The 22,083-nt window shown below is 61.4% G+C and carries 16 protein-coding genes; 10 read left to right on the top strand and 6 right to left on the bottom strand.

What is annotated here, in order from left to right; translation table 11 throughout:
• Nucleotides 1-87: 87 nt before the first annotated feature.
• The 5 genes from rlmF to RG836_RS08175 form a co-directional block, all read right to left on the bottom strand.
• Nucleotides 88-1,110 (bottom strand): 23S rRNA (adenine(1618)-N(6))-methyltransferase RlmF, encoded by a 1,023-nt coding sequence (rlmF, locus tag RG836_RS08195; protein ID WP_310844664.1) that lies wholly within the window; start codon nucleotides 1,108-1,110, stop codon nucleotides 88-90.
• 258 nt (nucleotides 1,111-1,368) lie between these two features.
• Nucleotides 1,369-4,215: a valine--tRNA ligase gene (locus RG836_RS08190; protein WP_310844663.1), complete on the bottom strand. Its 2,847-nt coding sequence runs from the start codon at nucleotides 4,213-4,215 to the stop codon at nucleotides 1,369-1,371.
• Nucleotides 4,216-4,424: 209 nt separating this feature from the next.
• Entirely contained in the window at nucleotides 4,425-4,790 is a 366-nt protein-coding gene (locus tag RG836_RS08185) for a DNA polymerase III subunit chi (protein ID WP_310844662.1), read from the bottom strand.
• Between the two features lie 8 nt (nucleotides 4,791-4,798).
• A complete protein-coding gene (locus RG836_RS08180) occupies nucleotides 4,799-5,227 on the bottom strand; it encodes a DNA polymerase III subunit chi (RefSeq protein WP_310844661.1) in 429 nt (142 codons plus the stop codon).
• 60 nt (nucleotides 5,228-5,287) lie between these two features.
• Nucleotides 5,288-6,775 (bottom strand): leucyl aminopeptidase, encoded by a 1,488-nt coding sequence (locus RG836_RS08175; protein ID WP_310844660.1) that lies wholly within the window; start codon nucleotides 6,773-6,775, stop codon nucleotides 5,288-5,290.
• A 299-nt stretch (nucleotides 6,776-7,074) separates the two neighbouring features.
• Here RG836_RS08175 and lptF point away from each other — a divergent pair, with 299 nt between their 5' ends.
• The 8 genes from lptF to pdxJ all read left to right on the top strand — a co-directional run bounded on the left by lptF (nucleotide 7,075) and on the right by pdxJ (nucleotide 15,495).
• Nucleotides 7,075-8,193 carry an LPS export ABC transporter permease LptF gene (lptF, locus tag RG836_RS08170; protein WP_310844658.1) on the top strand — a complete coding sequence of 373 codons (1,119 nt, stop codon included), beginning with the start codon at nucleotides 7,075-7,077 and terminating at the stop codon, nucleotides 8,191-8,193.
• On the top strand, nucleotides 8,186-9,247 hold the full coding sequence (lptG, locus tag RG836_RS08165; protein WP_310844657.1) for an LPS export ABC transporter permease LptG: 1,062 nt from the start codon (nucleotides 8,186-8,188) through the stop codon (nucleotides 9,245-9,247). Before lptF ends, lptG begins: the two co-directional genes overlap by 8 nt.
• 171 nt (nucleotides 9,248-9,418) lie before the next feature.
• Nucleotides 9,419-11,218: a translation elongation factor 4 gene (gene lepA, locus RG836_RS08160; protein WP_310844655.1), complete on the top strand. Its 1,800-nt coding sequence runs from the start codon at nucleotides 9,419-9,421 to the stop codon at nucleotides 11,216-11,218.
• Between the two features lie 5 nt (nucleotides 11,219-11,223).
• On the top strand, nucleotides 11,224-12,078 hold the full coding sequence (gene lepB, locus RG836_RS08155) for a signal peptidase I (RefSeq protein WP_310844653.1): 855 nt from the start codon (nucleotides 11,224-11,226) through the stop codon (nucleotides 12,076-12,078).
• Between the two features lie 183 nt (nucleotides 12,079-12,261).
• On the top strand, nucleotides 12,262-12,951 hold the full coding sequence (gene rnc / locus RG836_RS08150) for a ribonuclease III (protein ID WP_310844651.1): 690 nt from the start codon (nucleotides 12,262-12,264) through the stop codon (nucleotides 12,949-12,951).
• Nucleotides 12,944-13,846, top strand: a complete 903-nt coding sequence (era, locus tag RG836_RS08145) for a GTPase Era (protein ID WP_310844649.1) — start codon at nucleotides 12,944-12,946, stop codon at nucleotides 13,844-13,846. The genes rnc and era overlap by 8 nt, the downstream gene beginning before the upstream one ends.
• Nucleotides 13,847-14,010: 164 nt before the next feature.
• Nucleotides 14,011-14,700 carry a DNA repair protein RecO gene (gene recO / locus RG836_RS08140; protein ID WP_310844648.1) on the top strand — a complete coding sequence of 230 codons (690 nt, stop codon included), beginning with the start codon at nucleotides 14,011-14,013 and terminating at the stop codon, nucleotides 14,698-14,700.
• Nucleotides 14,701-14,748: 48 nt separating this feature from the next.
• Nucleotides 14,749-15,495 (top strand): pyridoxine 5'-phosphate synthase, encoded by a 747-nt coding sequence (gene pdxJ / locus RG836_RS08135; protein ID WP_310844647.1) that lies wholly within the window; start codon nucleotides 14,749-14,751, stop codon nucleotides 15,493-15,495.
• A gap of 363 nt (nucleotides 15,496-15,858) precedes the next feature.
• Here the strand turns inward: pdxJ and mltF are convergent, their stop codons facing one another.
• Nucleotides 15,859-17,319 (bottom strand): membrane-bound lytic murein transglycosylase MltF, encoded by a 1,461-nt coding sequence (gene mltF, locus RG836_RS08130; protein WP_310844646.1) that lies wholly within the window; start codon nucleotides 17,317-17,319, stop codon nucleotides 15,859-15,861.
• Nucleotides 17,320-17,606: 287 nt separating this feature from the next.
• On the opposite strand from mltF, the gene purL reads away from it, so the two are divergent.
• Nucleotides 17,607-21,503, top strand: a complete 3,897-nt coding sequence (gene purL, locus RG836_RS08125; protein ID WP_310844644.1) for a phosphoribosylformylglycinamidine synthase — start codon at nucleotides 17,607-17,609, stop codon at nucleotides 21,501-21,503.
• Between the two features lie 5 nt (nucleotides 21,504-21,508).
• Nucleotides 21,509-21,820 (top strand): YqfO family protein, encoded by a 312-nt coding sequence (locus RG836_RS08120; protein ID WP_310844643.1) that lies wholly within the window; start codon nucleotides 21,509-21,511, stop codon nucleotides 21,818-21,820.
• Nucleotides 21,821-22,083: the final 263 nt, after the last annotated feature.

Raw genomic sequence — 22,083 nt, 5'->3', positions numbered from 1 at the left:
TGTATCAGTCGCCAAAGGGGTGCCTGACAGATCGCATTCGCGGGCAAGCCCGCTCCCACAGGTTCATCGACACCCTGGAGTCTGCACTCAGCCCTTGCGCACCCAACGCTCGCGCCAGACCTGCTGCTCGCTCTTGGTCTGGAAGGTCCAGGCGACGAAGCGACTTTGCTTCTGGCCCTGGGACATTTCCACCACCTGGCTTTCCAGCACGCCCGCCTTTTTCAGTGCTGTTTGAATGGCCGGCAGGTTGGAGGCTTTCGATACCAGGGTGCTGAACCACAGCACTTTGTGCTGGAAGTGCGCGCTCTCGGCGATCAGCTGTGTCACGAACCGCGCTTCGCCGCCCTCGCACCACAGCTCAGCCGATTGCCCGCCGAAGTTGAGTACCGGTAATTTGCGTTTCGGGTCGGCCCGGCCCAGGGCGCGCCATTTGCGCTCGCTGCCTTTGGTGGCTTCCGCCATCGAAGCGTGGAACGGCGGGTTGCACATGGTCAGGTCAAAACGTTCGCCCGGCTCCAGCAAGCCCAACAGTATGTGCTTGGGATTGCTTTGCTGGCGCAACTGGATGGCTTTGTTCAAGCCGTTCGATTGCACGATGGCTTTGGCGGCGGCCACGGCAGTCGGGTCGATTTCCGAACCGAGGAAGTGCCAGCGATAGTCGCTGTAGCCGATCAGCGGGTACACGCAGTTGGCGCCCATGCCGATGTCCAGCACCTTGACCGGCGCGCCGCGAGGGATTTCGCCATCGTTGACGCTGGCCAGCAGGTCCGCCAGGAAATGCACGTAATCGGCACGCCCCGGCACCGGCGGGCACAGGTAGTCGGCGGGAATGTCCCAGTGGGCGATGCCGTAAAACGACTTGAGCAATGCGCGGTTGAACACGCGCACCGCGTCCGGGCTGGCGAAGTCGATGCTTTCCTTGCCATACGGGTTGGTGATCACAAACTTCGCCAGCTCCGGCGTGGTCTTGATCAGCGCCGGGAAGTCGTAGCGACCCTGATGACGATTGCGCGGGTGCAGGCTGGCCTTTTCCCGGGGTTCCACGGCTTTGGCCGGGGTTGCGGATTCAGGCTTGTTGCGCGGCGGTTTGGGCGTGCGGGGGGCATTCATGGGCGGGGTCGATTCGGGTGTGGCTGAAAGTGGCGGGCATTGTCCCACATCCGCACGTCGTGAACCCAATTGTGACGCAATAGCACAATCCTCCTGTGGGAGCGGGCTTGCCCGCGAAGGCGTCGTGTCAGTCGACATCATAATTGACTGTTCCACCGCTTTCGCGAGCAGGCTAGCTCCCACAGAGGCGTGGCAGGATTAGCGAGACAAAAAAAGGGAGGCCATCGCTGGCCTCCCTTTTGCGTTGCGGATCAGCCCTTACAGACTAGCAATCCGCGCATGCTGCTCGGCCAGTTTGCCCAAGGCTTGTTCCGCCTCGGCCAGTTTGGCGCGTTCCTTGTCGATGACTTCGGCCGGGGCCTTGTCGACGAAACCGGCATTGGACAGCTTGCCGCCAACCCGCTGCACTTCACCTTGCAGGCGCTGGATTTCCTTGTCCAGGCGCGCCAGTTCGGCGCCCTTGTCGATCAGCCCGGCCATCGGCACCAGCACTTCCATCTCGCCGACCAGGGCGGTGGCGGACAGCGGCGCTTCGTCGCCGGCGGCCAGTACAGTGATCGATTCGAGCTTGGCCAGTTTCTTCAGCAGCACTTCGTTCTCGGTCAGGCGCCGCTGGTCTTCGGCGCTGACGTTTTTCAGGAACAGCGGCAACGGTTTGCCCGGGCCAATGTTCATCTCGCCACGGATGTTCCGTGTGCCGAGCATCAGGCCCTTGAGCCATTCGATGTCGTCTTCGGCGGCCTGATCGATGCGTGCTTCGTTGGCCACTGGCCAAGGTTGCAGCATGATCGTCTTGCCCTGAATACCGGCCAGCGGCGCGATGCGCTGCCAGATTTCTTCAGTGATGAACGGCATGAACGGGTGCGCCAGGCGCAGGGCCACTTCGAGCACGCGCACCAGGGTGCGGCGGGTGCCGCGCTGGCGTTCGATCGGGCCGTTTTCGTCCCACAGCACCGGCTTCGACAGTTCCAGGTACCAGTCGCAATACTGGTTCCAGATAAATTCGTACAAGGCCTGCGCCGCCAGGTCGAAGCGGAACTGGTCGAGTTGACGGGTCACTTCGGCTTCGGTGCGCTGCAACTGCGAAATGATCCAGCGATCAGCCAGGGACAGTTCGACTTCTTCGCCGTTCTGGCCGCAGTCCTCGCCCTTGTCCAGCACGTAGCGCGCGGCGTTCCAGATCTTGTTGCAGAAGTTGCGATAGCCTTCGACGCGACCCATGTCGAACTTGATGTCGCGACCGGTCGACGCCAGCGAGCAGAAGGTGAAGCGCAGGGCGTCGGTGCCGTAGCTGGCAATGCCATCGGCGAACTCATCGCGGGTTTGCTTTTCGATCTTCTTCGCCAGTTTTGGCTGCATCAGCCCCGAGGTGCGTTTTTGCACCAAGGCTTCGAGTTCGATGCCGTCGATGATGTCCAGCGGGTCCAGGACGTTGCCCTTGGACTTGGACATCTTCTGGCCCTGGCCATCGCGCACCAGGCCGTGCACGTACACAGTCTTGAACGGTACCTGCGGGGTGCCGTCCTCGTTCTTCACCAAGTGCATGGTGAGCATGATCATCCGGGCGACCCAGAAGAAAATGATATCGAAGCCGGTGACCAGCACGTCCGTGGAGTGGAATTTCTTGAGGAATTCCGTCTGCGCAGGCCAGCCGAGGGTGGAGAAGGTCCACAGCCCCGAGCTGAACCAGGTGTCGAGCACGTCGTTGTCTTGTTGCAGCACCACGTCCGGGCCGAGGTTGTGCTTGCTGCGCACTTCGGCTTCGTCGCGACCGACGTAGACTTTGCCCGACTCGTCGTACCAAGCCGGAATCCGGTGGCCCCACCACAGCTGACGGCTGATGCACCAATCCTGGATGTCACGCATCCACGAGAAGTACATGTTTTCGTATTGCTTGGGCACGAACTGGATGCGCCCGTCTTCCACGGCGGCGATCGCCGGCTCGGCCAGCGGTTTGGTCGACACGTACCACTGGTCGGTCAGCCACGGCTCGATGATGGTGCCCGAACGGTCGCCTTTCGGCACTTTCAGGTTGTGGTCATCGATGCTGACCAGCAGGCCGGCGGCGTCGAACGCAGCCACGATCTGCTTGCGCGCTTCGAAGCGGTCGAGGCCGGCGTATTCGGCCGGGATCTTGCCATCGATGCTCTCGTTCAGCGTGCCGTCGAGGTTGAACACCTGGCAGGCCGGCAACACTGCGGCGTTCTTGTCGAAGATGTTCAGCAGCGGCAGGTTGTGGCGCTTGCCGACTTCGTAGTCGTTGAAGTCGTGGGCCGGGGTGATTTTCACGCAGCCGGTGCCGAATTCGGGGTCGCAATAATCGTCGGCGATGATCGGGATGCGGCGTCCGACCAGCGGCAGTTCGACAAACTTGCCGATCAGGGCTTTGTAGCGCTCATCGTTCGGGTTAACGGCTACAGCGGCGTCGCCGAGCATGGTTTCCGGGCGAGTGGTCGCGACGATCAGGTAAGCGTTGCCTTCCGCGGTTTTGACGCCGTCGGCCAGCGGGTATTTGAGATTCCACAGGAAACCCTTGTCGTCGTGGTTTTCCACTTCGAGGTCGGAAATCGCCGTGTGCAGCTTGGTGTCCCAGTTGACCAGACGCTTGCCGCGATAAATCAGACCGTCTTCATGCAGGCGCACGAAGGCTTCTTTCACCGCTTCCGAGAGCCCGTCATCCATGGTGAAGCGTTCGCGGCTCCAGTCCACGGATGAGCCGAGGCGGCGGATCTGCCGGCTGATGTTGCCGCCGGATTCATCCTTCCACTCCCAGATCTTTTCCAGGAATTTCTCGCGGCCCAGGTCGTGACGGCTCTGGCCTTTGGCTTCTAGTTGGCGCTCCACCAGCATTTGCGTGGCGATACCGGCGTGGTCGGTGCCTGGCTGCCACAGGGTGTTGCGACCCTGCATGCGGCGAAAACGGATCAGGGCGTCCATGATCGCGTTGTTGAAGCCGTGGCCCATGTGCAGGCTGCCGGTGACGTTCGGCGGCGGGATCATGATGGTGTAGGAGTCGCCCGCGCCTTGCGGGGCGAAGTAGTTCTCGGACTCCCAGGTGGTGTACCAGGAAGTTTCAATGGCGTGCGGCTGGTAGGTCTTATCCATGCGCGGCGGGACCCTATAGGCATTTATTCAGGAAAAGCCGGCAAGTATAGCGGCGCATCGGGCGCAGGGCGAGAGAGCCCTGACCGGGCGTGGCATCAAATACTGTGGGGATCAACAGTGGGAGCGAGCCTGCTCGCGAAGCAGGCGCCACGGTTTTCCAGCTGCGCCGTGTCTGCGTTTATTCGCGAGCAGGCTCGTTCCACAGGAAATTACTCGTACTGGCTGAGCAACCGCTCCATCCGCGCATCCAACCGGCGCTTGATCTCGGTTTCGATGTGCGGGGCGAAGTCGTCGATTACGTCCTGCAGGATCAGTTGCGCGGCGGCGCGCAGTTCGCTGTCCAGGTGCAGCAGGTCGCCAGGACCCTTTACGGCCGCTGGTGCAGGCGCCGCGGTTGCGGCTGGTTGTTGACCGTCAATCTGGTCGAACAACATGGGAATCTGTTCCTGGTCGCCGTCATTGACTTCGTCGGTCAACAGCGGTGGTTGCAGGTTGTCGTCGCCCAGCAGTTGGCGGATCGACTCAAGGTCATCCAGCAAGTGCGCGGACTTTTGCTGCGGTTTCGGAGTGTCCATTGGAAGGCTCAGAGTCGCTGTAAACGGTGATCCTGCAGAGAATAGCCCTGTTCGCGGTAGAAACGGAAACTCTCCCGCGCGGCCTGACGAATCGTCGGATCTTCCACCACCACTTCCGCCACTCGGGCGAATCGCGACGCGAAGGCCGGGACTTTCAGGTCCAGGTTAACCAACAGGTCCTGGTGTAGGCCGCAATCATCGCCCAGGCCAAGAACGATCAATCCGTCCGGCTCGCTGTCGGCGGGGCCATGCGGTACAAAGCTCTCGCCCTTGAACGCCCACAGCCGCGCATCGAGATCGTCACGCTGGGCGGCATCGCTGCAATGCAGATAGATGCGGTGGCCCATGCGCCAGGCTTTTTCGGTGAGCTTGCAGGCGAAATCCAGCCGCGCCGAGGGATCGGCGCTGGGCAGGATATAAAAGTCGACTTTGGTCATTGCGGTTCCTGAGTCGTGGGCGGCGTCGTTGCACAACAACGCCGCCCACGGTCATCGGTTTCAGGCTTTGGCGCGGTCCAGCAGGTATTGAGTCAGCAGTGGCACCGGACGGCCAGTGGCGCCCTTGTCCTTGCCGCTGGTCCACGCGGTACCGGCGATGTCCAGATGCGCCCAGTTGAGGTTCTTGGTGAACCGCGACAGGAAGCAGGCCGCTGTGATGGTCCCGGCTTTCGGTCCGCCGATGTTGGCGATGTCGGCGAACGGGCTGTCCAGCTGTTCTTGGTACTCATCGAACAACGGCAGTTGCCAGGCACGGTCGTCGGCGGTTTTACCGGCGCTGAGCAATTGGCCGATCAGTTCGTCGTTGTTGCCCAGCAGGCCCGAGGTGTGGGCGCCCAAGGCAACCACGCACGCGCCGGTCAGGGTGGCGATGTCGATCACCGCTTGCGGCTTGAAGCGCTCGGAGTAGGTCAGCGCGTCGCACAGCACCAGACGGCCTTCGGCGTCGGTGTTGAGGATTTCCACGGTCTGGCCGCTCATGGTGGTGACGATGTCGCCCGGGCGCGATGCGTTGCCGCTCGGCATGTTCTCGGCGCAGGCCAGGATGCACACCAGGTTGATCGGCAGTTTCAGCTCGAGCACGGCGCGCAGGGTGCCAAACACGCTGGCGGCGCCACCCATGTCGTACTTCATTTCATCCATGCCCAAGCCAGGCTTGAGGCTGATGCCGCCGGTGTCGAAGGTGATGCCTTTGCCGACCAGCGCGTACGGCTTCTCGGATTTCTTGCCACCGTTGTACTGCATGACGATCAGCCGCGGCGGCTGGTCGCTGCCCTGGCCTACGGCGTAGAACGAGCCCATGCCCAGCGACTTGATCTTCTTCTCGTCGAGGACTTCGACTTTGAGGTCCTTGAATTCCTTGCCCAGCGTTTTCGCCTGCTCGCCGAGGAAGGTCGGGTGGCAGATGTTCGGCGGCAAGTTGCCCAGGTCGCGGGTGAACGCCATGCCATTGGCGATTGCCGTGGCGTGGGTGACTGCGCGCTGTACTTCAGCCTGGGCGGCCTTGATGGTGGTCAGGGTGATTTTTTTCAGGGCGCGCGGTTCGGATTTCTGGCTCTTGAACTGTTCGAACTGATAACCGCCGTCCAGCAAGGTTTCCGCCAGCAGGCGAGTCTTGCCATAACTGTCGCGGCCCTTGACGACCACTTCGTCCAGCGCCAGCACGGCATCGCCGCCGCCCAGGCCTTTCAGGGTGTTGAGTACGCTGGCAATGATTTTGCGGAAAGGGCGGTCACCGAGTTCGGCGTCCTTGCCCACACCGACCAGCAGCACGCGGTCGGCCTTGAGGTTCGGCAGGTTGTGCAGCAACAGGCTCTGGCCGACTTTGCCGGCCAGGTCGCCGCGCTTGAGCAGAGCGCTGATGGTGCCGCCGGTCAGGGCGTCGAGTTGAGTGGCAACGGCGCCAAGCTTGCGGCTTTCGCCGACGGCGACCACCAGAGTGGCGGTTTTCAACGTTTCTGGGCTGACGCTTTTTACAACCAGTTCCATGTCCGGGTCCCTGAGTGAATGGTCAAATGGCTCGGTGCCGGGTCAGGCACGCAAGCCCAAGTAGAAGAAGTAGGCGCGGCGAGGTGCCGGCGACAAGGGCCGCAGTTTGAACCTCGCCGCCTCGGCCTGACAACCCTCGGATGCGTGAACTTCACTGCTTTGCGCCTCAGCTTGAGCGTGCGAAGTGACAGGCGTGGTCAATCACAGGATAATGCGCCATCTTTTTCGCCGGCTCAGCCACATGAGTTCGGGTTTGCTTTGTTTGGCCGCCTTAGCCTGACAACCCTGGAGTGTCTGGTTTGATCGTCTTCCGCTACCTATCCCGCGAAGTTTTGGTGACCTTGAGCGCCGTGAGCGCCGTATTGCTGGTCATCATCATGAGCGGACGCTTCATCAAATACCTTGCCCAGGCCGCGTCCGGCCTGCTCGATCCGGGGTCGCTGTTCCTGATCATGGGCTTCCGCCTGCCGGGTTTCCTGCAACTGATCCTGCCATTGGGGTTGTTCCTGGGGATTCTGCTGGCGTATGGCCGGTTGTACCTGGAAAGCGAAATGACCGTGTTGTCGGCCACCGGCATGAGCCAGCAGAAGCTGTTCACCATGACCCTGTTTCCGGCCACCCTGGTGGCGTTGCTGGTGGCGTGGCTGAGCCTGAGCCTGGCGCCGCAGGGGGCGAATCAATTCCAGCTGTTGCTGAACAAGCAGGATGCGCTGACCGAGTTCGACACGCTCGAGCCCGGCCGCTTCCAGGCGTTGCGCGACGGCACCCGAGTCACCTACACCGAACAGCTGTCGGACGACCGCATCAACCTGTCCGGGGTATTCATCTCGCAGAAAAACACCTCGACCGACCAAAAGGATCGTGGCATTTCCGTGCTGGTGGCCGAAAAGGGACGCCAGGAAATCCGCCCGGACGGCAACCGCTACCTGATTCTCGACAACGGCTATCGTTACGACGGCAACCCAGGCCAGGCCGATTACCGGGCGATCAAGTACGACGAGTACGGCGTGCTGCTGCCCAAGCCGGACGTCAGCGATGAAGTCACCGATCGTGATGCAATGACCACTTCGTCGTTGATCGGCAGCGACGACATCCGCTCGCGCACCGAGCTGCAATGGCGCCTGTCGCTGCCGTTGCTGGTGTTTATCGTCACGCTGATGGCGGTGCCGCTGTCGCGGGTCAACCCGCGTCAGGGTCGCTTCCTCAAACTGTTGCCGGCGATTCTTCTTTATATGGCTTACCTGACCATCCTGATTGCCGCCCGCGGCGCCCTGGAAAAGGGCAAGATTCCCCCGGCGCTGGGCCTGTGGTGGGTGCACGCGATCTTCCTGGCCATCGGCCTCGGCTTGCTCTACTGGGAGCCCATGCGCTTGAAGCGGGCGAGTCGCCGCAGTGCGCTGGAGGTGGCCCGTGGTTAAGCTCGATCGCTACATTGGTAGCAGCGTATTCGTGGCGATCCTTGCGGTGTTGGGGATCATCCTCGGTCTGGCCACCCTGTTTGCCTTCATCGATGAGATGGGCGACGTCAGCGACACCTACACCCTGGCCGACGTCCTCAGCTACGTGCTGTTGACCGCGCCACGTCGTCTCTACGACATGTTGCCGATGGCAGCGCTGATCGGCTGCCTGATCGGCCTCGGCAGCCTGGCCAGCAACAGCGAATTAACCATCATGCGCGCCGCCGGCGTGTCGATCGGACGGATCGTCTGGGCCGTGATGAAACCCATGCTGGTTCTGATGCTGGTGGGTCTGCTGATCGGCGAGTACGTAGCGCCGGCCACCGAAGTCACGGCCCAGGCCAATCGTTCTCTGGCTCAGGGCGGGGGCGATGCGCAGAGCGCCAAGCACGGTTTGTGGCACCGCCAGGGTGACGAGTTCATCCACGTCAACTCGGTCCAGCCCAACGGCCTGCTCTACGGCGTGACCCGCTACCGCTTCGATAACGAGCGGCACATGCTCTCGTCCAGTTTCGCCAAACGCGCCAAGTTCGACGAAGATCACTGGCAGTTAAGCGAAGTCACCACCACGCTGTTTCACGAAAACAGCACCGAAGTCGTCACCACCCCGGAAGAACGCTGGGACGTGGCGCTGAGCCCGCAACTGCTGAGTACCGTGGTGATGTCGCCGGATACCCTGTCAATCAGCGGTTTGTGGGGCTACATCCACTACCTGGCGGACCAAGGCCTGGCGAATGGTCGTTACTGGCTGGCGTTTTGGGTCAAGGTGTTGCAGCCGCTGGTGACCGCCGCGCTGGTGCTGATGGCGATCTCCTTCATCTTCGGGCCGTTGCGTTCGGTGACCCTCGGTCAACGGGTGTTTACCGGCGTACTGGTGGGTTTCACTTTCCGCATCGCCCAGGATTTGCTGGGGCCGTCGAGCCTGGTGTTCGGTTTCTCGCCGTTGTTCGCGGTGCTGGTGCCGGCCGGGATTTGCGCCTTGGCGGGGATCTGGCTGTTGCGTCGAGCCGGTTGATCGCAGATTTTTCCTGCGACGATTGCTCAAGAAACGCCCTGGTCCGATGATCGGGGCGTTTTTGCAGGCAAAGCCGCCCACCGGCGAACGTGACGCTTGCGCCGTGGATCAGGTACAATTCCCGGCTATTTTTCGGCGGGCTATGCCTGCAGCCTTTTTGAGTGTTGATCCGTGAGTGATTTGAGTCATATCCGCAATTTCTCCATCATCGCCCACATTGACCATGGCAAGTCGACGCTGGCCGATCGCTTTATCCAGATGTGCGGTGGCCTGGCCGAACGTGAAATGGAAGCCCAGGTGCTGGACTCCATGGACCTCGAGCGGGAACGCGGGATCACCATCAAGGCCCACAGCGTTACTCTCTATTACACCGCCCGCGATGGCATCAAGTATCAGCTGAACTTCATTGACACCCCCGGCCACGTCGACTTCACCTATGAAGTCAGCCGTTCCCTGGCGGCCTGTGAAGGTGCATTGCTGGTGGTTGACGCCGGTCAAGGCGTGGAAGCGCAGTCGGTAGCCAACTGCTACACCGCCATCGAGCAGGGCCTGGAGGTCATGCCGGTACTGAACAAGATCGACCTGCCACAGGCCGATCCAGACCGTGTCAAAGAAGAAATCGAGAAAATCATCGGCATCGATGCCACCGACGCCGTCGAATGCAGCGCCAAGACCGGCCTGGGCGTCGACGAAGTGCTCGAACGCCTGGTCCACACCATCCCCGCGCCGACCGGCAATTACGAAGATCCGCTGCAAGCGTTGATCATCGACTCCTGGTTCGACAACTACCTGGGCGTCGTGTCCCTGGTACGCGTGCGCCATGGCCGAGTGAAGAAGGGCGACAAGATCCTGGTCAAATCCACCGGCAAAATCCACCTGGTGGACAGCGTCGGTGTATTCAACCCGAAACACACCGCCACCGCCGACCTCAAGGCCGGCGAAGTGGGCTTCATCATCGCCGGCATCAAGGACATCCACGGTGCGCCGGTCGGTGACACCCTGACCCTCAGCTCGACGCCGGACGTCGACGTGCTGCCAGGTTTCAAACGCATCCAGCCGCAGGTCTACGCCGGTCTGTTCCCCGTCAGCTCCGACGACTTCGAAGATTTCCGCGAAGCCCTGCAAAAGCTCACGCTTAACGACTCGTCGTTGCAGTACACCCCGGAAAGCTCCGACGCCCTGGGCTTCGGTTTCCGCTGCGGGTTCCTCGGCATGCTGCACATGGAAATCATCCAGGAGCGCCTCGAGCGCGAGTACGACCTGGACCTGATCACCACGGCGCCAACGGTTATTTTCGAGCTGTTGCTGAAAACCGGTGAAACGATTTACGTCGACAACCCGTCGAAGCTTCCGGACCTGTCTTCGATTGAAGACATGCGTGAGCCGATCGTGCGGGCCAATATTCTTGTGCCGCAAGAGCACCTGGGCAACGTCATTACCCTGTGCATCGAGAAGCGTGGCGTGCAGCACGACATGCTGTTCCTCGGTACGCAGGTCCAGGTGACCTACGATTTGCCGATGAACGAAGTGGTCCTGGACTTCTTCGATCGTCTCAAATCCACCAGCCGCGGCTATGCTTCGCTGGATTACCACTTTGATCGCTACCAGTCGGCCAATCTGGTCAAGCTGGATGTGCTGATCAACGGCGACAAGGTCGATGCCCTGGCGTTGATCGTGCACCGTGACAACGCGCACTACAAAGGTCGCCAGTTGACCGAGAAGATGAAAGAACTGATTCCTCGTCAGATGTTCGACGTCGCGATCCAGGCCGCCATCGGCGGGCAGATCATTGCGCGGACCTCGGTCAAGGCGCTCAGAAAGAACGTATTGGCCAAATGCTACGGTGGTGACGTTAGCCGTAAGCGCAAGCTGTTGGAAAAGCAAAAGGCCGGTAAGAAACGCATGAAGCAAGTCGGCAACGTGGAAATTCCACAGGAAGCCTTCCTTGCAGTGCTCAGGTTGGATAGTTAGGTCCTATGTCACTAAATTTCCCGCTGTTGCTGGTCATCGCTGTTTTCGTCTGCGGCTTGTTGGCGTTGCTCGACCTGGTTTTCCTGGCGCCGCGCCGACGCTCCGCCATTGCCGCCTATCAGGGCAGCGTCAGCCAGCCTGATGTGGTGGTGGTCGAGAAACTCAACAAAGAGCCTTTGCTGGTCGAATACGGCAAATCGTTCTTTCCGGTGCTGTTCATCGTCCTGGTGCTGCGTTCGTTCCTGGTGGAACCGTTCCAGATCCCGTCGGGCTCGATGAAGCCAACTCTGGACGTGGGCGATTTCATTCTGGTGAACAAGTTTTCCTACGGGATTCGTTTGCCAGTGATCGACAAGAAAGTCATCGAAGTCGGTGATCCGCAACGCGGCGATGTGATGGTGTTCCGCTACCCAAGCGACCCGAGCGTCAACTACATCAAGCGGGTGGTTGGCCTGCCGGGCGACCAGATTCGCTACACCGCTGACAAGCACCTGTTCGTCAACGGCGAGTCGATCGCCGAGCAACTTGTGGGCACCGAACCCGGCACCTTGGGCAGCGCCGAGCTGTACAAGGAAAAACTCGGCGAAGCCGAGCACCTGATCCGCAAAGAAATGACCCGTTACCGCGCCACGCCGGACCGTTCCTGGACCGTGCCGGCCGGACACTATTTCATGATGGGCGACAACCGCGACAACTCCAACGACAGCCGTTACTGGGATGATCCGAACATTCCCAAGGACGTACTGGGCATGGTTCCCGACAAGAACATCGTCGGCAAGGCCTTCGCCGTCTGGATGAGCTGGCCGGAACCCAAACTCAGCCACCTGCCTAATTTCTCGCGGGTAGGCTTGATCAAGTAAACACACACGGCGCTGTTGAACACAGCGCCGAATGCATTTCTGGAGTCGACACAATCGGCGCCTGCGCATGAAGCCAATGATATTCAGGACGTTATTTTTGAACACAGCGTTAATTGTCCCAAGCCTGCGCCGCCTTTCGGCGATGGCGGTGGAATTCAGCCACGAACTCAGCGTGGGTAAACCGTGAGCGTCTCCTTAAGCCGTCTAGAGCGTCAGCTCGGCTACACCTTCAAGGACCAGGAACTGATGGTCCTGGCCCTGACCCACCGCAGTTTTGCCGGGCGCAACAACGAGCGCCTGGAATTCCTCGGTGACGCTATCCTTAACTTCGTCGCCGGCGAGGCTTTGTTCGACCGCTTCCCACTGGCCCGCGAAGGCCAATTGTCGCGATTGCGCGCGCGCCTGGTGAAAGGCGAGACCCTGGCCGTGCTGGCCCGCGGCTTCGACTTGGGCGAGTACTTGCGCCTGGGCTCCGGCGAATTGAAAAGCGGCGGCTTCCGTCGCGAGTCGATTCTGGCCGATGCCCTCGAAGCGCTGATCGGGGCCATTTACCTCGATGCCGGCATGGACATGGCGCGCGAGCGCGTACTGGCCTGGCTGGCAGGTGAGTTCGAAGGTCTGACCCTGGTCGACACCAATAAAGATCCGAAAACGCGCCTGCAGGAATTTTTGCAGTCCCGTGCCTGTGAACTGCCGCGTTACGAAGTGGTGGATATCCAGGGTGAACCGCATTGCCGCACGTTCTTCGTCGAATGCGAGATCACCTTACTGAATGAAAAAAGCCGAGGTCAGGGTGTGAGCCGTCGTATTGCCGAACAGGTAGCGGCCGCCGCAGCACTGATAGCCCTGGGCGTGGAGAATGGCCATGACTGATTCAACCGCAACTCGCTGTGGCTATGTTGCCATCGTCGGCCGTCCGAACGTGGGCAAGTCCACGTTGCTGAACCACATCCTCGGGCAGAAGCTGGCGATCACCTCGCGCAAGCCGCAGACCACCCGCCACAACATGCTCGGCATCAAGACCGAAGGCGCCGTGCAGGCGATCTACGTCGACACCCCCGGCATGCACAAGGGCGGCGAAAAGGCCCTGAACCGCTACATGAACAAAACCGCTTCGGCGGCGTTGAAAGACGTCGACGTGGTGATCTTCGTGGTTGACCGCACCAAGTGGACCGACGAAGACCAGATGGTGCTGGAGCGCGTGCAGTACGTCACCGGCCCGCTGATCGTCGCATTGAACAAGACCGATCGCATCGAAGATAAAGCCGAACTGATGCCGCACCTGAGCTGGTTGCAGGAACAACTGCCGAACGCGCAGATCATGCCGATCTCGGCGCAGCACGGGCACAATCTCGAAGCGCTGGAGCGAGTGATCGCCGGTCACCTGCCGGAAAATGACCACTTCTTCCCGGAAGACCAGATCACCGACCGCAGCAGCCGTTTCCTCGCCGCCGAACTGGTGCGCGAGAAAATCATGCGCCAGATGGGTGCGGAGTTGCCGTACCAGATCACTGTCGAAATCGAAGAGTTCAAGCAGCAGGGCAAGACCTTGCACATCCATGCGCTGATCCTCGTCGAACGTGACGGCCAGAAGAAAATCATCATTGGCGACAAGGGCGAGCGCATCAAGCGCATCGGCACCGAAGCGCGCAAGGACATGGAGCTGTTGTTCGACTCCAAGATCATGCTCAACCTGTGGGTCAAGGTGAAGGGTGGCTGGTCCGATGACGAGCGCGCACTGCGGTCGTTGGGTTACGGCGACCTGTAACTCCGGTTCTGATACACAGCAACACCCTGTGGGAGCGGGCTTGCCCGCGATGAGGATGTAACATTCAGCAGAGATGTTGACTGTCAGTCCGCCATCGCGGGCAAGCCCGCTCCCACATTTGCTTTGTGTTGATATAAAAACGGCACTCCTTCAGCGAGACATTCATGTCGCAAACCCCGCCAATCGCCCAGCCTGCCTACGTCCTCCACTCCCGCGCCTACCGCGAAACCAGTGCGTTGGTGGATTTCCTCACGCCGCAAGGGCGGCTGCGGGCGGTGTTGCGCAGTGCGCGGGGCAAGGCCGGGACCCTGGCGCGGCCATTTGTGCCGCTGGACGTGGAGTTTCGCGGCAAAGGCGAACTGAAAAACGTCGGGCGCATGGAAAGCGCCGGGGTCTCCACCTGGCTCAATGGCGAGGCGCTGTTCAGCGGCTTGTACCTCAACGAACTGCTGATCCGCTTGCTGCCCGCCGAAGACCCGCACCCCGGGGTGTTCGATCACTACGCCGCGACCTTGCTGGCGCTGGCTGAAGGGCGGCCGCTGGAGCCGTTACTGCGATCATTCGAATGGCGTTTACTGGATGACCTCGGCTATGGTTTTGCGCTGAGCGCTGACATCCACGGCGAGCCGATCGCCCCGGACGGTTTGTATCGCTTGCAGGTGGATGCCGGCCTGGAGCGGGTTTTCCTGTTACAGCCCGGCCTGTTCAACGGCACCGAACTGCTGGCCATGGCCGACGCCGACTGGTCCGCGCCCGGCGCGTTGTCGGCGGCCAAGCGTCTGATGCGCCAGGCATTGGCGGTGCACCTGGGCGGTCGTCCGCTGGTCAGCCGCGAGCTGTTTCGCAAGCCGTAGTCTCCCCGTATGCTGTGCGCCGAATCTTTCAAATTCAGGAGCGCTTCCGTGACCACCAGCAATCGCATTCTTCTTGGCGTGAACATCGACCACGTTGCCACCCTGCGTCAGGCCCGTGGCACGCGCTACCCCGACCCGGTCAAGGCTGCGCTGGACGCAGAAGAGGCGGGTGCTGACGGCATCACCGTGCATTTGCGCGAAGACCGCCGGCATATCCAGGAACGCGATGTGCTGGTGCTCAAAGATGTGCTGCAAACCCGCATGAATTTTGAAATGGGCGTCACCGAGGAAATGATGGCGTTCGCCGAGCGCATCCGCCCGGCGCACATCTGCCTGGTGCCGGAAACCCGTCAGGAACTGACCACCGAGGGTGGCCTCGACGTTGCCGGCCAGGAAGCGCGGATCAAAGCGGCGGTGGAGCGGCTGTCGAAGATCGGCGCGGAAGTGTCGTTGTTCATCGATGCTGACGAGCGCCAGATCGCCGCGTCCAAACGCGTTGGCGCGCCGGCTATCGAACTGCACACCGGCCGTTATGCCGACGCCGAGACCCCGACCGAGGTCGCCGAAGAACTCAAGCGCGTAGCCGATGGCGTGGCGTTTGGCCTGGCGCAGGGTTTGATCGTCAACGCTGGGCATGGCTTGCACTACCACAACGTCGAAGCCGTGGCCGCGATCAAAGGCATCAACGAGCTGAACATCGGCCACGCGCTGGTGGCTCATGCGTTGTTCGTTGGCTTCAAGTCGGCAGTGGCTGAGATGAAGGCGTTGATCCTGGCGGCTGCGTTAAAGGGTTGAGATCGGCTGCGCTGCCATCGCTGGCAAGCCAGCTCCCACAGGGTTTGCGTCGACTATGACAGTGGGGTTACCGCAGGACCTGAGGCAAATCGACAGCGCTGCCATCGCTGGCAAGCCAGCTCCCACAGGGTTTGCGTCGACTATGACAGCGGGGTTGACCGCAGGACCTGAGGCAAATCGACAGCGCTGCCATCGCTGGCAAGCCAGCTCCCACAGGTTTTGTGTCGACTATGACAGTGGGGTTGACCGCGGGACTTGTGGGAGCGAGCCTGCTCGCGAAAGCGTTGTGACAGTCGACAGAAATGTTGAGTGTTGAACGGTAGTCGCGAGCAGGCTCGCTCCCACATTGGTGTGTGTTGAGGCTTACAGCGGCGGCGTTTCCTGATTCGGCTTGCTCTTGTCGATCCCTGGCACATGCAGCGCGCCTTCGGCCACCTGGTCGCCTTCCAGTTGCGGCTGTGTGACCCAGGTCAGGATGTCGTAGTAGCGGCGAATGTTCGCCACGAAGTGCACCGGTTCGCCGCCTCGGGCGTAGCCGTAGCGGGTTTTGCTGTACCACTTCTTCTCGGACAGGCGCGGCAGGATTTTCTTCACGTCCAGCCATTTGTTCGGGTTCAGCCCTTCCTTGGCCGCCAGTTTGCGCGCGTCATCCAGATGGCCGCTGCCGACGTTGTACGCTGCCAGGGCGAACCAGGTGCGGTCCGGCTCCATGATCGAATCGTCGAGTTGATCCTTCATGTAGGCCAGGTACTTGGCGCCGCCCATGATGCTCTGCTTCGGATCAAGCCGATTTGACACGCCCATGGCCTGCGCGGTGTTCTGGGTCAGCATCATCAGACCGCGCACGCCGGTCTTGGACGTAACGGCCGCTTGCCATAGCGATTCCTGATAACCGACCGCCGCCAGCAGTCGCCAGTCGACCTTTTCCTTCTTGGCGTAGGTCTTGAAGTGCTGTTCGTACTTGGGCAAGCGTTGCTGCAAGTGCTGGGCGAAGGTGGTGGCGCCCATGTAGCCGAGCACGTCGACGTGGCCGTAGTAGCGATCTTTCAGGCGTTGCAGGGTGCCGTTTTTTTGCACCTTGTCGAGGTAATCGTTGATTTCGCTGAGCAGGCTATTGTCTTCGCCGGCGGCCACGGCCCAGCTCTGGTTGCTGGCGTCGCCCAGATCGAAGGCCACTTGAATGTTGGGGAAGTAGACCTGGTTCATCGCCACTTCGTTGGAGTCCACCAGCGTCAGGTCGATCTGGCCTTCGTCGACCATACGCAGCAGGTCGACCACTTCTACCTGATCGGACTCTTCGTATTCAATGCCGGGGTATGTCAGCTTCAACTGCGCCAGTTGCTCGGCGTGGGTGCTGCCCTTGAGCACCATGATCTTCTTGCCCACCAGGTCCCCCGCATCGGTCGGCCGCGATTGGCCGTTGCGGTAGATCACTTGCGGGGTGACTTCGAGGTAAGAATGGGAAAACCGCACCTGCTTTTTGCGCGGTTCGCTGCTGACCAGGCCGGCCGCCGCCAGCACCGGGCCGTTGGGCTTGCCGAGCTGGTTGAACAAGTCATCGAGGTTGTCAGCGGTCTCGATCTTCAGCTCCACGCCCAGATCGTCGGCGAAACGCTTCACCAGCTCGTATTCGAAGCCGGTTTCACCGTTACGATCCTGAAAGTAGGTGGCGGGGCTGTTGCGGGTAACCACCCGCAGCACACCGTCCTCCTTTATGCGCTCCAGGGTGTTGGGTTTATCAACACAGCCACTGAGCATCAGGAAGAGTCCGGTTGCGATCAGCCATTTGGCGTATCGCGGACGCAAAGCCGTTGGGGAAAACATGTGCGCAGTATACGCAAAGGACCGCGGGCGCCATATCTCGACAGCGAGGGGCTTGTCTGCTAGCCACCGGCAAACCCGCTGCAAGCCTGCAAAAATGGGCGCTGGCCGGTAAATTCCAGACGCAAAATAAGCGTCGACCTGCCCCCTGATGAGGGGCCATCCAGGCGCACGAAGCCCGTGCCGACGTTCGGGTGTTGCCCAGTGTGCCGTTTCGGGTGCCGTCGCGGGCGGTTTAGGCTAGAATGCACGGCCTCAAAGCACACCCCCTTCCCGAGGCTGTCCCGAAGATGTTGATCCTGCGCGGCGCTCCTGCCCTTTCTGCCTTTCGCCACAGCAAACTCCTTGAGCAACTGAGCCAGAAAGTCCCGGCTGTCAGTGGCTTGTATGCTGAATTCGCTCACTTCGCCGAAGTCACCGGCGTCCTGACCGGCGACGAACAGCAGGTGCTCGCGCGCCTTCTGAAGTACGGTCCAAGCGTTCCGGTCCAGGAGCCAAGCGGTCGTTTGTTCCTGGTGTTGCCGCGTTTCGGCACCATTTCGCCGTGGTCGAGCAAGGCCAGCGACATCGCCCGCAACTGCGGCCTGAGCAAGATCCAGCGCCTGGAGCGCGGGATTGCCTTCTACGTCGCCGGCCAGTTCAGCGACGCAGAAGCACAGCTGGTAGCCGACGTGCTGCACGACCGCATGACGCAGATCGTGCTGCAGAACCTCGAGCAGGCCGCCGGCCTGTTCAGCCACGCCGAACCCAAGCCGCTGACCGCCGTCGACGTGTTGGGTGGCGGCCGCGCCGCGCTGGAACAAGCCAACACCGAGCTGGGCCTGGCCCTGGCCGAAGACGAAATCGACTACCTGGTCAACGCCTTTATCGGCTTGAAGCGCAACCCGCATGACATCGAACTGATGATGTTCGCGCAGGCCAACTCCGAGCACTGCCGTCACAAGATCTTCAACGCCAGTTGGGACATCGACGGCCAAAGCCAGGAAAAAAGCCTGTTCGGCATGATCAAGAACACCTACCAGATGCACAGCGAAGGCGTTTTGTCGGCTTATAAGGACAACGCCTCGGTAATCGTCGGCTCCGTCGCCGGCCGCTTCTTCCCGGACCCTGAGACCCGCCAGTACGGCGCGGTGCAGGAACCGGTGCACATCCTGATGAAAGTCGAGACCCACAACCACCCGACCGCGATTGCCCCGTTCCCGGGCGCGTCCACCGGCTCCGGCGGCGAGATTCGCGACGAAGGCGCCACCGGTCGCGGCGCCAAGCCCAAGGCTGGCCTGACCGGTTTCACCGTGTCCAACTTGCAGATCCCAGGCTTCGAACAGCCGTGGGAAGTGCCGTACGGTAAGCCTGAGCGCATCGTCACCGCGCTCGACATCATGATTGAAGGCCCGCTCGGCGGCGCCGCATTCAACAACGAATTCGGCCGTCCGGCCCTGACCGGTTACTTCCGGACCTTCGAACAGTCGATCACCACCCCTCGTGGCGATGAAGTTCGCGGTTACCACAAGCCGATCATGCTCGCAGGCGGCATGGGCAACATCCGCGCCGAACACGTGCAGAAAGGCGAAATCACCGTCGGCTCGAAGCTGATCGTGCTCGGCGGCCCGGCCATGTTGATCGGCCTCGGCGGCGGCGCGGCATCCTCCATGGCCACCGGCACCAGCTCGGCAGACCTCGACTTTGCTTCCGTGCAACGGGAAAACCCGGAAATGGAGCGTCGCTGCCAGGAAGTCATCGACCGTTGCTGGCAACTGGGCGACAAAAACCCGATCAGCTTCATCCACGACGTGGGTGCGGGTGGTCTGTCCAACGCCTTCCCGGAACTGGTTAACGACGGCAACCGCGGTGGCCGCTTCGAACTGCGCAACATTCCAAACGACGAGCCGGGCATGGCGCCGCACGAAATCTGGAGTAACGAATCCCAGGAACGCTACGTTCTGGCGGTCGGCCCGGCCGACTTCGAACGCTTCCAGGCGATTTGCGAGCGCGAGCGCTGCCCGTTCGCCGTGGTCGGCGAAGCGACTGCCGAGCCACAACTGACCGTGACCGACAGCCACTTCGGCAACAGCCCGGTGGACATGCCGCTCGAAGTGCTGCTGGGCAAAGCCCCGCGCATGCACCGTTCGGCGGTTCGCGAAAACGAGCTGGGCGATGATTTCGATCCGTCGACCCTCGACATCGCTGAATCCATCGAGCGCGTGCTGCACCACCCGGCCGTGGCCAGCAAGAGCTTCCTCATCACCATTGGCGACCGCACCATCACCGGCCTCGTGGCCCGTGACCAGATGGTCGGCCCATGGCAAGTGCCGGTGGCCGACGTGGCTGTCACTGCCACCAGTTTCGACGTCTACACCGGCGAAGCCATGGCCATGGGTGAGCGTACGCCGTTGGCCCTGCTGGACGCCCCGGCGTCGGGCCGCATGGCCATCGGTGAAACCCTGACCAACATCGCCGCGTCGCGCATCGCCAAGATCTCCGATATCAAGTTGTCGGCGAACTGGATGTCGGCCGCCGGTCACCCAGGCGAAGACGCGCGTTTGTACGACACCGTGAAAGCGGTCGGCATGGAGCTGTGCCCTGAGCTGGGCATCACCATCCCGGTCGGCAAGGACTCGATGTCCATGGCCACCCGCTGGACCGACGAAGGCGTCGACAAAACCGTGACCTCGCCGATGTCGCTGATCGTGACCGGTTTCGCGCCTGTGGCAGACATCCGTCAGACCCTGACGCCAGAACTGCGCATGGACAAAGGCACCACCGACCTGATCCTGGTCGATCTCGGTCGCGGGCAGAACCGCATGGGCGCTTCGATCCTTGCACAAGTGCACGGCAAACTCGGCTCGCAAGCGCCGGACGTCGACGACGCCGAAGACCTCAAAGCCTTCTTCGCGGTGATCCAGGGCCTCAACGCCGACGGTCACCTGCTGGCGTACCACGACCGTTCCGACGGTGGCCTGCTCACCACGGCGGTGGAAATGGCCTTCGCCGGCCACTGCGGCCTGAGCCTGAACCTCGATGGCCTGGCGGAAACCTCCGCCGACATCGCGGCGATCCTGTTCAACGAAGAACTCGGCGCGGTAATCCAGGTGCGCCAGGACGCCACTCCAGACATCCTCGCGCAGTTCAGCGCGGCGGGCCTGGGCGAGTGCGTGTCGGTAATCGGCCAGCCAATCAACAATGGCCAGATCAACATCACCTTCAACGGCGACACCGTGTTCGAAGGCCAGCGCCGTCTGCTGCAACGCCAGTGGGCCGAGACCAGCTACCAGATCCAGCGCCTGCGCGACAACGCCGAGTGTGCCGAGCAAGAGTTCGACGTGCTGCTGGAAGAAGACAACCCGGGCCTGAGCGTCAAGCTCAGCTACGACGTCAACCAGGACGTGGCCGCGCCTTACATCAAGAAAGGCATTCGCCCACAAGTGGCAGTGCTGCGTGAGCAGGGCGTCAACGGTCAGGTGGAAATGGCTGCTGCGTTCGACCGCGCCGGGTTCAACGCGATCGACGTGCACATGAGCGACATCCTTGCCGGTCGCGTTGACCTCGACGAGTTCAAAGGTCTGGTGGCCTGCGGCGGTTTCTCCTACGGCGACGTGCTCGGTGCCGGCGAAGGCTGGGCCAAGTCGGCGCTTTTCAACAGCCGTGCCCGCGACGCGTTCCAGAGCTACTTCGAACGCAACGACACCTTCGCCCTGGGCGTGTGCAACGGGTGCCAGATGATGTCCAACCTGCACGAACTGGTGCCGGGCAGCGAGTTCTGGCCGCACTTTGTGCGCAACCGCTCGGAGCAGTTCGAAGCCCGCGTGGCCATGGTGCAGATCCAGGAGTCGAACTCGATCTTCCTGCAAGGCATGGCCGGTTCGCGCATGCCGATCGCCATCGCCCACGGTGAAGGTTTCGCCGAGTTCGAGAACGAAGAAGCGCTGCTCGAAGCCGACCTGTCCGGTTGCGTGGCGATGCGTTTCGTCGACAACCACGGCAAAGTCACCGAGAAATACCCGGCCAACCCGAACGGCTCGCCCCGTGGCATCACCGGCCTCACCAGCCGCGACGGCCGCGTGATGATCATGATGCCGCACCCGGAGCGGGTGTTCCGCGCCGTGCAAAACTCGTGGCGCTCGGAAGAGTGGACCGAAGATGCACCGTGGATGCGCATGTTCCGTAACGCCCGCGTGTGGGTGAACTAAGCGCCGTGTACAAGCTGTGCTTTTTTGTTCCCGACAGCCATGTCGAGGTGGTTAAAGGCGCTGTGTTTGCTGCCGGTGGCGGGCGGATCGGTGCTTATGACCACTGCGCCTGGCAGGTGCTGGGCCTGGGTCAGTTTCGGCCATTGGATGGCAGTCAGCCGTTTATTGGCGAAGCGGGCCGGGTCGAGCAGGTTGAGGAATGGAAGGTGGAGTTGGTGGTGGCGGATGAGTTGATTGTGGCTGTAGTGGCTGCGTTGAAGCGTAGCCATCCGTACGAGACGCCGGCTTATGAGGTATGGCGGTTGGAGGAGTTTTGATTCTTCTGCTGCTGGAATGAGGAACCCGCCGAGGGTGATTTCGGCGGGTTTTTTATTGCCTCGGAATTTAGCCCTGGATGCTCGGTGTCTGTCTGGTAGTCGACTGATTACTGACGGCTGCACCTAGGCCGCTGTGGGAGCTGCGGTGCGACGATTCGACTTGCCAGCGATGGCGTCGACAGGCGACCTGGCTTTCTGGTGTACATATCCGTTGCTGCGGTAACGGCTGCTCACGGTTTCGCCCTTACGGCGAGGCACTTTTG

Origin of the sequence: Pseudomonas rhizozeae (genome assembly GCF_031583775.1) — a bacterium.
Taxonomy (GTDB): Bacteria; Pseudomonadota; Gammaproteobacteria; order Pseudomonadales; family Pseudomonadaceae; genus Aquipseudomonas.
Note: the sequence above shows the minus strand (reverse complement) of the source record. Positions and strands in the feature narration are given on the sequence as shown.

Excerpts from the sequence above, each read along its gene's own strand:
- rlmF (WP_310844664.1), bottom strand. The coding sequence starts at position 1,110 with ATGAATGCCCCCCGCACGCCCAAACCGCCGCGCAACAAGCCTGAATCC.
- RG836_RS08190 (WP_310844663.1), bottom strand. The coding sequence starts at position 4,215 with ATGGATAAGACCTACCAGCCGCACGCCATTGAAACTTCCTGGTACACC.
- RG836_RS08185 (WP_310844662.1), bottom strand. The coding sequence starts at position 4,790 with ATGGACACTCCGAAACCGCAGCAAAAGTCCGCGCACTTGCTGGATGAC.
- RG836_RS08180 (WP_310844661.1), bottom strand. The coding sequence starts at position 5,227 with ATGACCAAAGTCGACTTTTATATCCTGCCCAGCGCCGATCCCTCGGCG.
- RG836_RS08175 (WP_310844660.1), bottom strand. The coding sequence starts at position 6,775 with ATGGAACTGGTTGTAAAAAGCGTCAGCCCAGAAACGTTGAAAACCGCC.
- lepB (WP_310844653.1), top strand. The coding sequence starts at position 11,224 with ATGTCACTAAATTTCCCGCTGTTGCTGGTCATCGCTGTTTTCGTCTGC.
- era (WP_310844649.1), top strand. The coding sequence starts at position 12,944 with ATGACTGATTCAACCGCAACTCGCTGTGGCTATGTTGCCATCGTCGGC.
- recO (WP_310844648.1), top strand. The coding sequence starts at position 14,011 with ATGTCGCAAACCCCGCCAATCGCCCAGCCTGCCTACGTCCTCCACTCC.
- mltF (WP_310844646.1), bottom strand. The coding sequence starts at position 17,319 with ATGTTTTCCCCAACGGCTTTGCGTCCGCGATACGCCAAATGGCTGATC.
- purL (WP_310844644.1), top strand. The coding sequence starts at position 17,607 with ATGTTGATCCTGCGCGGCGCTCCTGCCCTTTCTGCCTTTCGCCACAGC.